Origin of the sequence: Sphingomonas aerolata (genome assembly GCF_003046295.1) — a bacterium.
Lineage (GTDB): Bacteria > Pseudomonadota > Alphaproteobacteria > Sphingomonadales > Sphingomonadaceae > Sphingomonas > Sphingomonas aerolata.
Genome location: NZ_PZZN01000003.1, coordinates 168,135 through 182,257, shown reverse-complemented (window position 1 = coordinate 182,257; position 14,123 = coordinate 168,135). Strand labels below are relative to the sequence as shown.

10 protein-coding genes and 1 pseudogene are annotated in these 14,123 nt (G+C 66.8%); 6 read left to right on the top strand and 5 right to left on the bottom strand.

Translation table 11 applies throughout. From position 1 onward, the window contains the following. Window positions 1-16 precede the first annotated feature (16 nt). From C8J24_RS13410 to C8J24_RS13400, 3 genes are all read left to right on the top strand, one after another. Complete coding sequence (locus C8J24_RS13410) at window positions 17-1,933, top strand: alpha-L-fucosidase (protein WP_107934204.1); 1,917 nt, start codon at window positions 17-19, stop codon at window positions 1,931-1,933. Between the two features lie 98 nt (window positions 1,934-2,031). Next, the gene (locus C8J24_RS13405) at window positions 2,032-2,295 is read left to right on the top strand and encodes a hypothetical protein (protein WP_146163686.1); all 264 of its coding nucleotides are present in this window, start codon (window positions 2,032-2,034) and stop codon (window positions 2,293-2,295) included. Between the two features lie 104 nt (window positions 2,296-2,399). Beyond that, window positions 2,400-4,466: a catalase gene (locus tag C8J24_RS13400; protein ID WP_107933115.1), complete on the top strand. Its 2,067-nt coding sequence runs from the start codon at window positions 2,400-2,402 to the stop codon at window positions 4,464-4,466. 125 nt (window positions 4,467-4,591) lie between these two features. Here the strand turns inward: C8J24_RS13400 and C8J24_RS13395 are convergent, their stop codons facing one another. From C8J24_RS13395 to C8J24_RS13380, 4 genes and pseudogenes are all read right to left on the bottom strand, one after another. Then, entirely contained in the window at window positions 4,592-4,843 is a 252-nt protein-coding gene (locus C8J24_RS13395; RefSeq protein WP_031439260.1) for a hypothetical protein, read from the bottom strand. Between the two features lie 7 nt (window positions 4,844-4,850). Further along, window positions 4,851-5,645 (bottom strand): annotated as a pseudogene (locus C8J24_RS13390) (formate/nitrite transporter family protein). Beyond that, window positions 5,642-8,002 carry an FdhF/YdeP family oxidoreductase gene (locus C8J24_RS13385; RefSeq protein WP_107933113.1) on the bottom strand — a complete coding sequence of 787 codons (2,361 nt, stop codon included), beginning with the start codon at window positions 8,000-8,002 and terminating at the stop codon, window positions 5,642-5,644. The pseudogene C8J24_RS13390 and the gene C8J24_RS13385 overlap by 4 nt, the downstream one beginning before the upstream one ends. 156 nt (window positions 8,003-8,158) lie before the next feature. Then, window positions 8,159-9,538 (bottom strand): ABC1 kinase family protein, encoded by a 1,380-nt coding sequence (locus C8J24_RS13380; protein WP_107933111.1) that lies wholly within the window; start codon window positions 9,536-9,538, stop codon window positions 8,159-8,161. 108 nt (window positions 9,539-9,646) lie between these two features. Here C8J24_RS13380 and C8J24_RS13375 point away from each other — a divergent pair, with 108 nt between their 5' ends. Both C8J24_RS13375 and C8J24_RS13370 read left to right on the top strand, forming a co-directional pair. Next, window positions 9,647-10,774: a lactonase family protein gene (locus tag C8J24_RS13375; RefSeq protein ID WP_107933109.1), complete on the top strand. Its 1,128-nt coding sequence runs from the start codon at window positions 9,647-9,649 to the stop codon at window positions 10,772-10,774. 94 nt (window positions 10,775-10,868) lie between these two features. Next, window positions 10,869-12,929, top strand: a complete 2,061-nt coding sequence (locus tag C8J24_RS13370) for an alpha/beta hydrolase family protein (protein WP_107933107.1) — start codon at window positions 10,869-10,871, stop codon at window positions 12,927-12,929. A 110-nt stretch (window positions 12,930-13,039) separates the two neighbouring features. Here the strand turns inward: C8J24_RS13370 and C8J24_RS13365 are convergent, their stop codons facing one another. After that, on the bottom strand, window positions 13,040-13,348 hold the full coding sequence (locus C8J24_RS13365; RefSeq protein WP_146163685.1) for a hypothetical protein: 309 nt from the start codon (window positions 13,346-13,348) through the stop codon (window positions 13,040-13,042). A gap of 92 nt (window positions 13,349-13,440) precedes the next feature. On the opposite strand from C8J24_RS13365, the gene C8J24_RS13360 reads away from it, so the two are divergent. Further along, window positions 13,441-14,103: a Fe2+-dependent dioxygenase gene (locus C8J24_RS13360; RefSeq protein ID WP_107933105.1), complete on the top strand. Its 663-nt coding sequence runs from the start codon at window positions 13,441-13,443 to the stop codon at window positions 14,101-14,103. Window positions 14,104-14,123 lie beyond the last annotated feature (20 nt).

Genomic DNA, 14,123 nt, shown 5'->3' with positions numbered 1-14,123 from the left:
TCCCACGGAGACGATGATGACCGAAGTTTCCCGCCGCCTCCTGCTCGCCTCGGGCCTGGCCGCAACCGCGACGCCCGCGCTCGCCGCGACCCGCGCGGCCGCCCCCAAGCCATGGGGTGCGACGCCGTCGAAACGCCAGCTCGCCTGGCATGCGCGCGAGCAATATGCCTTTGTCCATTTCTCGATCAACACCTTCACCGATCGCGAATGGGGCTATGGCGACGAGGATCCCAAGCTCTTCGATCCGACCGATTTCGACCCCGACCAGATCGTTGCGGCGGCCAAGGCAGGCGGCATGCGCGGCATCATCCTGACCGCCAAGCATCATGACGGGTTCTGCCTGTGGCCAACGATGCTGACCGAGCATTGCATCCGCAACAGCCCGTACAAGAACGGCAAGGGCGATGTCGTCGGCGAGATGGAGCGCGCGACCAGGCGGGCCGGGCTCGATTTCGGCCTCTACCTCTCGCCCTGGGATCGCAATCACGCGGAATATGGCCGCCCGGCCTATGTCGAGTATTTTCGCAAGCAGGTGGTCGAGCTCTGCACGCGCTATGGCACCCTGTTCGAATTCTGGTTCGACGGCGCCAATGGCGGCGACGGCTATTATGGCGGCGCGCGCGACACGCGGAAGATCGATGCGCCGAAATACTACAACTGGCCGTCGATCGTCGCGCTGGTCCATCAGCATCAGCCGATGGCCTGCACCTTCGATCCTTTGGGCGCCGACGTGCGCTGGGTCGGCAATGAGGACGGCGTCGCGGGCGATCCCTGCTGGCCGACCATGCCGAACCATCCCTATGTCCAGAGCGAGGGCAATTCGGGCGTGCGCGGTGCACCGCTCTGGTGGCCGGCCGAGACCGACGTCTCGATCCGGCCGGGCTGGTTCTATCACGCGGACGAGGATGCGAAGGTCAAGACGCCTGCGCGGCTGGTAAAGCTGTACGACGAGTCGGTCGGCCGCGGCACCAACCTCAACCTCAACCTGCCGCCCGACCGGCGCGGCCGCCTCGCCGATATCGACGTCGCCGTACTGAAATCCTTCGGCACCGCGCAGGCCGCCACCTTCGCGCGCGACCTCGCCCAGGGCGCGGTCGCGACCGCCAGCCACAGTCGCGGCGTAGGCTTTTCGCCGGCAAACGTCCTCGACGGTCGCGCCGACAGCTATTGGTCGACCGCCGACGGGATCACGACTCCCAGTCTCGTGCTCGACCTTCCCCCCGGCCGAACTTTCGACCTTATCCGCCTGCGCGAATATCTCCCGCTCGGACTGCGCGTGACGCGGTTTGCGGTCGATGCCGAAGTGGACGGCCGGTGGCGTGAACTGGCGCAGCACGCCTGCATCGGCGCGCAGCGGATCATCCGCCTGCCCGCACCGGTCACGGCCCGCCGCCTGCGTCTGCGAATCCTCGAGGCCCCCGCCTGTCCCGCGATCCGCGAGATCGCGCTCTTCCGCCAGGTCGCGCCCGCCGCGGTCGCCACCGTCGTCGCGTCGGACCCGAGCATCGTCGCCACGACGCGCTGGTCGATCGCCGCCGCCTCCGCCCCGGGCGCGCAGGCACTGCTCGACAACGACACCGCGACGAGCTGGGCGCTGCCCGCCCCCAAACTCGGCGCCCCCGCCTCGGTGACGATCGACCTCGGCGCGACCGAGACGCTTGCCGGGTTCAGCCTGACGCCGTCGCGCGCGGTGATGGCGGACACCGCGCCGCCAAAGGGCTACCGGATCGAGACGAGCACCGACGGCACCGACTGGCAAGAGGCCGGCAAGGGCGAACTGCCTAACATCGCCTATGCGCTCGCGACTCAGCGCATCGCCTTTGCGACCCCGGTCACCGCCCGTCTGCTCCGCCTCAGCTTTGCCGAGACCGCGATCCCTGCCCGTCGCCTCGCAATCGCCGGGATCGGCGCGTTCCGGCCGCGCAGCGGGTGACGCAATGATACGGTCTGTCCCACGCGTGCAATAAATCGCGGGCATACCTCAGGTCGGATCCGGTGCCGCGACGGTGCCGGTCCGGCCGGGGACACGCCATGACAGCGATCGAAACCAGTGCAACGCCGATGACCAGCATGGCAGGGGCCGCCGCGGACGCCGCAGCGGCCGGGCCGGTGATACGATCGGCCTGGCTCGCACCAGGATTCTATCTCGCATTCCTGTTCGGTGCGCTGTTCCTGTTCGCGATCGGCCTGCTTCTGCTCTGGCGGTCGGCGAAAAAACTCCGGCGATTCCCGGCACCTGCTGGAAACGGACTCGGTTCGGCGTGGTCCGGGCAACATCCGTCGCCGACGACCTGATGCCCTAACATGAAGCAGGCCGATTCCTTGCCGCCTGCATGGACCCGGTCTGGTGGATCGCACGTTGAGCCCCCGAACTTCGTCCTCGACAGCAAGGATCCGCAATGAGCGACACCGAACAGCGCAACCCCGGCAACGGTGGTGAGACGCATCAGCAGGCCGGCGGCGACGTCCCCGTCCTGACCACCAACCACGGCGTGCCCGTGTCCGACAACCAGAACAGCCTGAAATCCGGCGCGCGTGGCCCCACGCTGCTCGAGGATTTCGTGCTGCGCGAGAAGATCTTCCATTTCGATCATGAGCGGATCCCCGAGCGGATCGTCCACGCACGCGGATCGGGCGCGCACGGCTATTTCGAGGCGACCGACGATATTTCCGACCTGACCAAGGCGGCGCTGTTCAAGAAGGGCACGAAGACCGAACTCTTCACGCGCTTCTCGACCGTCGCTGGCGGCGCCGGTTCGGTCGACACCCCGCGTGACGTGCGCGGCTTCGCGGTCAAGTTCTACACGACCGAGGGCAACTGGGATCTCGTCGGCAACAACATTCCGGTGTTCTTCATCCAGGACGCGATCAAGTTTCCCGACCTGATCCATTCGGTGAAGATGGAGGCCGATCGCGCCTATCCGCAGGCCGGTTCGGCGCACGACACCTTCTGGGATTGGGCGTCGCTGACCCCGGAATCGACGCACATGCAGATGTGGGCGATGTCCGACCGTACCCTGCCGCGTTCGCTGCGGATGATGGAAGGCTTCGGCGTTCACACGTTCCAGCTCGTGAACGAGGAAGGCAAGTCGAGCTTCGTGAAGTTCCACTGGAAGCCCAAGCTTGGCCTCCAGTCGACGATCTGGGACGAGACGCTCAAGCTCCAGGCCGCGGACAACGACTATCATCGTCGCGACCTGTGGGAAGCGATCGACACCGGCGACTTCCCCGAATGGGAGCTCGGCATCCAGGTGTTCGACAAGGCGTTTGCCGAGGCACAGCCTTATGACGTGCTCGATTCGACCAAGCTGATCCCCGAGGAGGACGTTCCCGTCCGGATCATCGGCCGGATGGTGCTCGACCGCAACGTCGACAACTTCTTCGCCGAGACCGAGCAGGTCGCGTTCCTGCCGACCAACATCGTCCCCGGGATCGATTTCTCAAACGATCCGCTGCTTCAGGGCCGGTTGTTCAGCTATCTCGACACGCAGAAGTCGCGTCTCGGCACGACCAACTTCCACCAGATCCCGGTCAACGCACCGCGCAGCCCCGCTGGCAATTTCCAGCGTGACGGCATGATGCAGACCAAGGTGCCCAAGGGGCGTGCCAATTACGAGCCGAACAGCCTGTCGGTTGTCGGCGAAGACGGTGGCCCGCGCGAATCGCCGAACGGCTTCGTGACGACCACCAACCCGACCGGTGCCGACGAGCAGGGCGAGAAGCTGCGGATGCGCGCCGAACTGTTCGGTGACCATTACAGCCAGGCACGGCTGTTCTGGGTGTCGGCGACCGACAATGAGAAGGCGCATATCGCGTCGGCGTTCACCTTCGAGCTGTCGAAGGTCGGTCTCGCGCATGTTCAGGAGCGCACCGTCGCAAACCTGCGCAACGTGAACGAGGAACTGGCGACGCGCGTTGCCGATGGTCTCGGCATCCCCCTGCCGGCCGCCAATCCGGCGTTCCGTGCGCCGGTCGACATGCCACCGAGCCCGGCACTGTCGATCCAGAAGAACATGAAGGAGACGCTCGAGGGCCGTCAGGTCGGGATCCTGATCGCCGACGGGTCGGATGGCGCGGAGATTGACGCGGTCGTTGCAGCGGTCGAGGGTGCAGGCGGCAAGCCGGTGCTCGTCGCCCCCAAGGTCGGCGGCGCCAAGCTCGCCGACGGCAGCATGAAGAAGGCACAGGGCCAGCTTGCCGGCAGCCCGTCGCAGATCTTCGACGCGGTGGCGGTCGTCCTGTCGGCCGACGGGTGCAAGATGCTCCTGAAGGAAGGCGCGGCGGTCCAGTGGGTCATGGATGCGTTCGGTCATCTGAAGGCGATCGGCGCCAGCGATGCGGCCAAGCCGCTTCTCGACAAGGCCGGCGTAGAGCCCGATGCGGGTGTGGTGGCGCTGGCCGACATCGCGACCGCAGGTGCAAAGCGCTATTGGGATCGTGAACCCGGCGTCCGCACGCTCGCCTGATCGGCGGAAGAATGAGACCACGCCATTCGCGCGTGGTCTCATTCGTCGGATAGAAGAACGGCCGCCCTGCACATCATGTGCGGGGCGGCCGTTTCGCGTCTGGCCCAGCTGTACGCGTGGACGGTCTAGGAGCGAACGAGTTCGACGATTTCGAAAGCGTGCGATCGCCAGCCGCGCTGGATCGCCGCCTCCTCGGCCGCGACGCGCTTCTTCTTCGCTTCGGCCAGCGACTTGCTGTGCCCCCAGAACACCTCGGTCTTCCCATTCTCCAGCACCGCGACGATCCGCCAGTAATGCGTGAACGCCGTCGCCGTGGGCCCGATCGTCTTCACATAGCCATCGGGCAGCGTCGCGGTGAGATAATGCTTCCGGGCCAAGTGCGCGTCAGTCTGCCGCTGGCGCGGCCGCGGCGTCCGTCCGGGCCGCGAGCATGTACCCGAAGACGACGAAGACCAGCCCGCCGACGGTGTTTCCCGCCGTCACAACAACGAGATTATGCACCGTGCCCGCCAGATCGATAACCGGATGCGGAGCCATGAGGCCAAGCGTGAGCGCGGTCATGTTGGCGACCGAATGCTCGAAACCAGCAGCAACGAAAGCGAGCAGGATCCAGGCCATCGCAATGCACTTGGCCGCATCGCCTTTCATCCGCGCCGCCGTCCAGATCGCGAGACAGACGAGCCAGTTGCACAGGATCGCCCGCGCGAACAACGCGATACCGTCCGCCTCGACCTTGTGCTGGACATAGGCGTTGAACATCGTGTCGGCATTGGCGAACACGGCGCCGCCCCCGCCGATTGCGAAGATTGCCGATAGCAGGACGCCACCGACCAGATTGCCGAGCCAGACGACAGTCGCCAGCGTGATCGCCTAACCATAGCTGATGGTCCGCTTCGCCAGGCCGAAGCCGAGATACATGACATAGCCGGTGAACAGCTCGGCGCCGGCGAATACCGTCAGGATCAGGCCGATCCCGAACGTCGCGCCCATCACCAGTGGCCGGACGCCGGGAGGAAGCCCCGCCGCCGCGCTGATCGCCAGGATCATCGCGATCCCGATATAGGTTCCCGCCAGGATCGCGCCCGCAAAGAAGCCAACCGGCGAGCGACGCCACGCCGCGGCCTTGGCCGCCGCGAGCGTCGCATAGGTGTCGATCGTCGGCGCGTATCCCGCGCTCATGCCATAGCGGCCTGGCTCTGGCCGACGACCCCAGCGCGCGCCACGCCGCGCTCCGCACCGACATCCCCGCCGGCCCGCCGCACCGTGACCGGAACCGACTTGTAGGACGGGGTGAAGCTCTGCGGATCATGATCCTCGAGCGCGATCAGCGGCTGCGTCTCGGGATAATAGGACGCGATGCACCCGTCGGGCAGCGCATAGCGGACCAGGGTCAGCTTCTGCACGACGCGGTCGGGATGCGCATATTGCAACGCGGTGGCGACATCGACGACATCGCCCTCCGCATAGCCGAGCCGCGCCATGTCACGCTCGTTCATGAACAGGATGTCGCGACGGCCAAAGACCCCTCGATACCGGTCGTCGAGGCTGTAGACGGTCGTGTTATACTGATCATGCGCCCGCAATGTCGTCAGACGAAGCACGTCCGGCGCGTTCGCGGTCTCGTCTTCCTCGATCCCCTCGGCGACGATGAAGTTCGCCTTGCCGCTGCTCGTCTTCCAGATCCGCATCGCGGCGGAATTGGGCAGATGGAACCCGCCGGGCTTGCGGATGCGCGCGTTGTAATCGGCGAAATCGGGGAACACCGCCTCGATCTTGTCGCGGATCAGGTCGTAATTGGCGACATAGGCGTCCCAGTCGATGTCGCCCTTGCCCTTGAGCGTCGCCTTGGCGATCTCGCCGACGATCCAGATCTCGGACTTCACATTCTCGCCCGGCGGCATCAGGAAGCCGCGCGAGGCGTGGACCATCGACATCGAATCCTCGACAGTGACCGACTGCGGGCCACCTGCTTGGGTGTCGAGCTCGGTTCGACCCAGGCATGGCAGGATATAGGTATCCTTCGCCATCAACAGCATCGTGCGGTTGAGCTTGGTGGTGATGTGCACCGCCAGATCGAGATTGCGGAACCCTTCGGCGCACGCCTGCGGATCGGACGACGCGATGGCCAGGTTGCCGCCGAGGCAGACGATCGCCTTGGCCTTGCCGTCGCGCATTGCGGCGATGCTCTCGACCACCGAATGGCCATGCTCGCGCGGCGGTTCGAAGTTGAAGACCTTCTTCATCTGGTCGAGCAGCAGCGGCATCGGGCGTTCGGTGATGCCGACCGTCCGGTCGCCCTGCACGTTGCTATGCCCGCGCAGAGGACAGATCCCGGCGCCGGGGCGGCCCATATTGCCGCGCAGCAGCAACAGGTTCGCAAGCTGCTGGACGTTGCTGGTACCGGTGCGGTGCTGGGTGATCCCCATGCCGTAACAGGCGATCGTCGCCTTGGACGACGCATAGATCCGCGCGACATCCTCGAGATCCGCCCGGCGCAAACCACTGGCCTGTTCGATATCGGCCCAATCGGTCCGTGCGAGATCGGCGATATAGGGTTCGAGCCCGTCGGTATGCTCGGCGATGAACGCATGGTCGAGCGCGGGTTCGCCGCCGCTCGCGCGCGCCGCCTCGTCGAGCGCCACGAGTGCCTTGGCGATACCCTTGAGCGCCGCGGCGTCGCCGCCGACCTTCACCTGCAGATAGGAGCTGGCGATCTGGGTCGCCGACATCGTCGCCATCTCGACCACCGACTGCGGCGATTCGAAGCGTTCGAGCGAGCGCTCCTTGAGCGGGTTGAACACGATGATCTTGCCACCGCGGCGCGACACCTCGCGCAGCGTCGCCATCATCCGCGGGTGGTTGGTCCCCGGATTATGGCCGATCGACAGGATCAGGTCGGCATGGTCGAAATCCTCGAGACTGACGGTGCCCTTGCCGATCCCGATCGACTTGGGGAGGCCGACCGACGTCGCCTCGTGGCACATGTTCGAACAGTCAGGGAAATTGTTGGTCCCGTACAGCCGGACGAACAGCTGATAGAGGAACGCCGCCTCGTTCGAGCAGCGGCCCGAGGTATAGAATTCGGCCTGATTCGGATCCGGCACCGCGGCAAGACCCGCACCGATCGCCGACATCGCCTCCGCCCAGGTCACGACCTCGTAATGGTCGGTCGCGGCGTTGTAGCGCAGCGGTTCGGTGACGCGACCCTGATCCTCGATCCAGTGATCGCTCTGCTTCCAGATCTCGGCGACGCTGTGCTTGGCGAAGAAGTCGGCGCCGATCAGCTTCGCCGTGGATTCCCACGCCACCGCCTTGGCGCCATTTTCGCAGAATTCGAACGACGAGGTATGCTTGGGGTCGGGCCAGGCGCAGCTCGGACAGTCGAACCCGTCGGGCTGGTTGGATTTGAGCAGCGTCTGCCCGCCGCGCACCACGATCTGTTGCGCCTTCAGCGACGTCGCGACCGCCTTGAGCGCACCCCAGCCACCGGCCGGGCCGGTATAGTCGACGATCCCGTCGGGACGTTTGTTACGCATACTGGTATCTCCAAATCAGGTCCGTCGCCGCGAAAAACGCGAGGCTCCGTGCGGCGTTAACGTTTGGAGTCGCGATACCGCGCCGCAGCATAAGCGGCAAAACAGGAAAATCGCAGCCGGTGATCGGCTTTATAGGTCAGTACGGCTTTCATTTGACTAGCAATAAGGTTCGACCATCGCCCGCACGTCCACGCGCGCCTTCAGCCGTGCGGCGAGCAGCGCGGTACCGCTGATCTTGCGCTGCACGAACAGCATGTCGGCCGATGGGATATGCCAGGTCGACCGGTCGCGTGCGATCGCCGCTCCCTCGTCCCGCAATACCGAGACGAAGCTGCGATCGCCGAAGTCGAACGGCCCCGTCCGGTTCATCTCTGCCAGGATCACGTCGATCATGCGGTCGATCTGCGCGCGATGCCCCACGACCGCGGCCTCGCCCAGAAAGCCCGCCTGAATGGCGGCGTCGCGGACCGCGTCGCGCTGTCCGGCGAGCCCCGCGGCCAGCAGCCGGCGATACCCGTCTGCCACGACCTGCGGCACCGCACGCGCGGCACCGAAGTCGAGCAGGACGATGCGTCCCGTCTCGGCCTGCCAGCGATAATTCGCGAAATTGGGGTCGGTCTGCATCAGCCGCCAGTCGAGCAGTTCGTGCAGCGTGAGCCTGATCAGCCGCTCCATCGCCGCATCGCGTACGTCCTGGGGTGCTGTCTCGAGGCTCTCGATCGGCGTACAGTCGATATACTCCATCGCCAGCACGCGCGGGGTCGACAATGTCGGCTCGAGTTGCGGGACGACCAGCCCCGCATCGTCGCCCACCAGCGCGCGATAGCGTTCCAGCATCTCGCCCTCGCGGATATAATCCGCCTCGTCGTGCAATTGCTGTTTCGCGTCACCGAGCAGCCGCGTGATGTCGAGCTCCTTGGGCAACAGCCCGGACACGCGCAGCAGCGTCGCGACATTGTCGACGTCCGCGTCGATGCTGTCCTTCACGCCCGGATATTGCACCTTGATCGCCAGCACGCGTCCGTCGGGAAGCCGGGCCCGGTGCACCTGGCCGATCGATGCGGCCGCGACCGGATGCGCCTGGAAATGCGCGAAGCGGCGGCGCCAGTCTTTCCCCCATTCGGCCGTGAGCACCCGGTCGAGCTGCACGGGCGGCATGTGGTGCGCATCGTTGCGCAGCCTGGCGAGGATCGTCGCCAGCTCGGGCGGCAGCATGTCGCCCGCGTCCATCGACACCATCTGGCCAAGCTTCATCGCCGCACCGCGCAGATGCGAAAGCTGGTCCGCGACCCGCACCGCGTTGGCGGGGGTCAGCAGCAGGTCCGACATGCGCGGACGCTCGCCGCTCGCGAGGCGCCGGGCCCCCTCGGCGACCACCCCGCCCGCGACGCCGCCGGCAAGCCGCCCGAACACGCCCAGCCGCGACAGCCGGCCCCGCGGGATTGACCGCCCGCCACGCGATTGCGATTCGGCGTTGAAGCCGGAATCGTTATCAGCGTGTGGATTTTGCTCGGCGCCCGGCTCCGTACCGGGCATGACAGGTTCTTCGCTCGTCGGTCTATCCTCGGTCTGGAGAGCCCCTTGCACGAGACCGCTTCTTAGATGGTAAGCTGGGGTGGAGGATCAACCATCGGACCGCCATCCATGACGTCACCTGTTTTCAATAGCATCACCCGCCGCACATTGCTCTGCGGCATGGCGACCGCGACGCTCGCCACCGGTCTGCGCGCCGCGCCGACATCGCCGCGCGACGCCCGCGTGCTCGTCGGCACCTATGTGCGTGAGGGCGGCAAGGGCCTGTACACGCTGTCGCATGACCGGGCGCGCAATCGCTGGCAGGTCGAGGCGCCGGTCGCCGGGATCGACGACGCGTCGTTCGCGGTGCGGGCACCCCGCACCGGGCTATGGTATGTCCTGCGCGAGCAGGCGAAAGGGTCGGTGACCGGCTTCACGCCCGACTGGAAAGCCCGCGGCACGATGCCGTCGGGTGGCGCCGATCCCTGCCATGCTGCGTTCGACGACGCGTCCGGCTGCCTCGCCATCGCCAATTATTCGAGCGGCAGCGTCGGCTTCTACCGCATCGATCCCGCGACCGGTGCGCCGGGCGAGCCAACGATCTCCCGCCATGAGGGGACCGGCCCCGACAAGAGCCGTCAGGAGGGGCCGCATGCGCACTGGGTCGGGTTCAGCCTCGATCGGCACTGGCTGCATTCGGTCGACCTCGGCGCCGACACGATCTTCGCCTATCGGTTCGATCCGGGAGCGCGCAGCCTTTCCGCGCCGGTCCCGGCCTGGCGCGCGCCGCCGGGAACGGGACCGCGCCACCTCGTCTGGCATCCCCGCCTGCCGCGCGCCTATGTCGTCGCCGAGCTCGCCAATACCGTGACCATGCTCGATGCACAGCCGGACGGGCGTTTCACCACCCGCACGCAGCTGACCACCCTGCCCGGCGACCATGTCGGGTCGTCCCAGGCCGCGCACATCGCGATCGATCGCGCCGGGCGGCATCTCTACGTCTCTAACCGCGGCGCTGACAGTATCGCGGTGTTCGCACTCGATCGCGACGGAGTGCCGACCCTCGTCCAGCACATCACCGCCGGCGGACACTGGCCGCGCATCTTCATCCTGCTCGAGGATCAGCGGCAGATGCTCGTCGCGAACGAGCGGTCGGGCACGATCGCGGTCATGGCGCTTGGCAAGGACGGCCGTCTCGCGCCGACCGATCAGACCCTGCGCGTCCCCGGGGCGGTGTTCCTCGCGCCGACTGGCTGACGATCACCCGACCGGTGACGCCCCCGCCCCTGCCCTTGCACGGGCCGGGGGATCGGGCATGATCGCGCCTTGATCATCGTCAAAGGAGCCGTGCTTGCGCCTCACCCTCGTTCTCGCCCTGTTGTCGGCTGCCCCCGCCGTCGCGCAGCAGCAGCCGATCGCGGCCCCGGCCGACGCCCCGACGCGGCGCTTCACCGGTGCCGACCTGTTCGGCCTGTCGATCGCCGCGGACCCGCAGATCAGCCCTGACGGACGCACGATCGTCTATGTCCGCCGCACCGCCGACGTCATGACCGACCGTGTCCAGTCGTCGCTGTGGTTGATCGACGTCGCGACCGGTCGCCAGTCGCCGTTCGCCGCGCAAGGGTCAGACCCGCGCTGGTCCCCCGACGGCACGCGCGTTGCCTATGCCGCGCGCGACGGCGAGCAGTCGCAACTGTTCGTCCGCTGGATCGCGACCGGCACGAGCGCGCGGGTGACGGGCTTTCCCGGCGATCCGCAGGCGCTCGCCTGGTCGCCCGACGGCACCCGGCTCGCTTACGTCGCGACCGTTGCTGGCGAGGCGACGACGCTCGGCAAGGCACCGCCCAAGCCCGAGGGCGCGAAATGGGCCGAGCCGCTGACGGTGATCGACCGCGTCAATTATCGCAACGATGGCCCCGGCTATGTGAAGCCCGGCCGCGATCATCTGTTCGTCGTCGCGGCGGACGGCGGCGCGCCGCAACAGCTCACCTTCGGCGCGTTCGATGACGGCGGCCCCCTGTCATGGACGCCCGACGGCCGCGGGATCGTCTTCGCCGCGATCCGTGGGCCCGAAGCCGAGCGGCAGGTGATGAATTCGGACCTCATCGCGGTCGACACGACGAGCGGCGCGATGCGGACGCTGACGACCCGCGACGGCCCCGATGCGCAGCCGCGGATCTCCCCCGACGGCACGCGGATCGCGTGGCTCGGCTTCGACGACAAGCGACGCAGTTACGAGAACACCCAGCTCTACCTCGGCGACCGCAACGCCGGCAGTGCCCGCTCGCTGACCGCCGCGCTCGATCGCGGGATCGAGGATGCAGTGTGGGCCGCCGACGGGCGCAGCCTCTATGCGAGCTATGACGATCACGGCCAGCGCCGGATCGCGCGCATCGGCCTCGACGGCCGGACGACGCCGCTGGTCGACAATGTCGCGGGCGGCGGGCTCGACCGGCCCTATACCGGGGGCGAGTTCTCCGTCGCGAGGGGCGGAACGATCGCATATACCGGCGGCGACGGCAGCGCCCCCGCCGATGTCTGGGTGTCGAGCGGTGGCAAGTCACGGCGGCTGACGCAGCTCAACGCGGTGATGACCGGCGCCAAAGCGCTCGCGCCGATCCGCAAGATCGCGGTGACCGCGCCCGATGGCCGCGCGATCGACGCCTGGCTCGCGACACCCGCCAACCGCACGCCCGACCAGCGCGTGCCGCTGATACTGGAAATCCATGGTGGGCCGAACAGCGCCTATGGCCCTGGGTTTGCCACCGACATGCAACTCTATGCCGCGGCGGGCTATGCGGTGCTGTGGACCAATCCGCGCGGCTCGACCTCCTACGGCGAGGAGTTCGCCAACCTGATCGACAAGAAATACCCGTCCGACGATTATGGCGACCTGATCGCCGCGGTCGACGCGGCGATCGCGGATGGGACCGCGGATGCCGACAATCTGTTCGTCACCGGCGGATCGGGCGGCGGCGTGTTGACCGCCTGGATCGTCGGCAAGACCGACCGGTTCAAGGCCGCGGCGACTCAGAAGCCGGTGATCAACTGGGCGAGCGAGGCGCTGACGATGGACAATACGCTGTTCACGTCGCGCTACTGGTTCAGCAAGCTGCCATGGGAGGATCCGATGAGCTACTGGAACCGCTCGCCGCTCAGTCTCGTCGGCAACGTCAAGACGCCGACCCTGGTCGTGGTGGGCAGCGACGATTACCGCACGCCGGTTTCGGAATCCGAGCAATATTACGCCGCGTTGCAGATTCGCGGCGTACCGACCGCGCTCGTCAAGGTGCCGGGTGCGAGCCATGGCGGCTTCACCGCACGGCCGTCGCAATCCGCGGCAAAGGCCTCGGCGATCATCGCCTGGTTCGATCGCTATCGCGCCAAGCCGAGCGGATCACGCACCGACTGACCGTCCGTTCGTCACCGCCGGGGCGATGCCCATGGTGCCGTCTCGTTACTGCCGCACGGATCATGCCGGTCCGTGCGGCAGTGCTGGTTACGCCAATCGGCGTAGGCGGCTCATCGTTCGCCCTCGCCACCCTCGTTTTCGCCACCCTCGCCGCGCTCGTTCTCACCACCCTCATATTCGCCTTCGCCGCGCTGGCCACGCTGCTGCTGCACCGCGCGCGCGCGCCGCGGCGATGTCACCGCATGCCGAGCCTTGCCCGACCGAACGACCCGCCGTCCTTCACCTTCACCCTCGCCTTCGCCCTCACCGACCTGCTGAGCTGGCGACGGCATTGGCTTGGCGGCCGCGTCGCCGATGACGGCTTGGCCCGATTGCGCGATCACAAAGGCGCCGACGCCCATCCACAATTTCGTTCGCATACTATCTCCTCGGTCCCGACACGTTGGCCGGGAGGGCACTGAACTGTTAGGGGCGCATCACGCGGCTCCATGCCGGATTTGCGAGATTTCCCATGATGATCATGATTGCCAACGTCCTGGATGCGGACAATCTCCAGTGGCTGCGAGATAATATGCGCAAGACCCGCTATGTCGACGGCCGACGGACGACCGGGCGCGAGGCACGCACGGTCAAACGCAACGAACAGGTCGACCGTAGCGACCCGTTGCTCGCCGAGATGCAGGACCTCGTCGTCGATCGGCTGCTCGACAATGCCCTGTTCCGCATGGCGACGCGGCCGCATGTCGTCCGCCCGCCGCTCTTCAGCCGCTATGATGCGGGCATGGCCTATGGCAGCCATGTCGACGATGCGATCATGGGCGGGATGCGGACCGATGTGTCGGTGACGGTCTTCCTCAGCGAGCCTGAGGATTATGACGGCGGCGAGCTGGTGATCGAATCCGCCGCCGGCGAACAGGACGTCAAGCTGCCTGCGGGCTCGGCGGTCTGCTATCCGACGACCTCGCTGCACCGCGTGGCGCCGGTCGTGTCGGGCGAGCGGCTTGCCGCGGTGACCTGGGTCCGGAGCCTTGTTCGGGACGCGGATGCACGGGAACTGCTGTTCGATCTCGAAACCGCCCGCCACGCGCTGTTCGAGCGGCTGGGCAAGACGCCCGAACTGGACCTGCTCGCCAAGACGCAATCCAACCTCCTCCGGCGCTGGGCCGAGGACTGATCGACACGACGCGGATCGTC

Excerpts from the sequence above, each read along its gene's own strand:
- C8J24_RS13385 (WP_107933113.1), bottom strand. The coding sequence starts at position 8,002 with ATGCGTAACAAACGTCCCGACGGGATCGTCGACTATACCGGCCCGGCC.
- C8J24_RS13365 (WP_146163685.1), bottom strand. The coding sequence starts at position 13,348 with ATGCGAACGAAATTGTGGATGGGCGTCGGCGCCTTTGTGATCGCGCAA.
- C8J24_RS13375 (WP_107933109.1), top strand. The coding sequence starts at position 9,647 with ATGACGTCACCTGTTTTCAATAGCATCACCCGCCGCACATTGCTCTGC.
- C8J24_RS13410 (WP_107934204.1), top strand. The coding sequence starts at position 17 with ATGACCGAAGTTTCCCGCCGCCTCCTGCTCGCCTCGGGCCTGGCCGCA.
- C8J24_RS13380 (WP_107933111.1), bottom strand. The coding sequence starts at position 9,538 with ATGCCCGGTACGGAGCCGGGCGCCGAGCAAAATCCACACGCTGATAAC.
- C8J24_RS13405 (WP_146163686.1), top strand. The coding sequence starts at position 2,032 with ATGACAGCGATCGAAACCAGTGCAACGCCGATGACCAGCATGGCAGGG.
- C8J24_RS13400 (WP_107933115.1), top strand. The coding sequence starts at position 2,400 with ATGAGCGACACCGAACAGCGCAACCCCGGCAACGGTGGTGAGACGCAT.
- C8J24_RS13360 (WP_107933105.1), top strand. The coding sequence starts at position 13,441 with ATGATGATCATGATTGCCAACGTCCTGGATGCGGACAATCTCCAGTGG.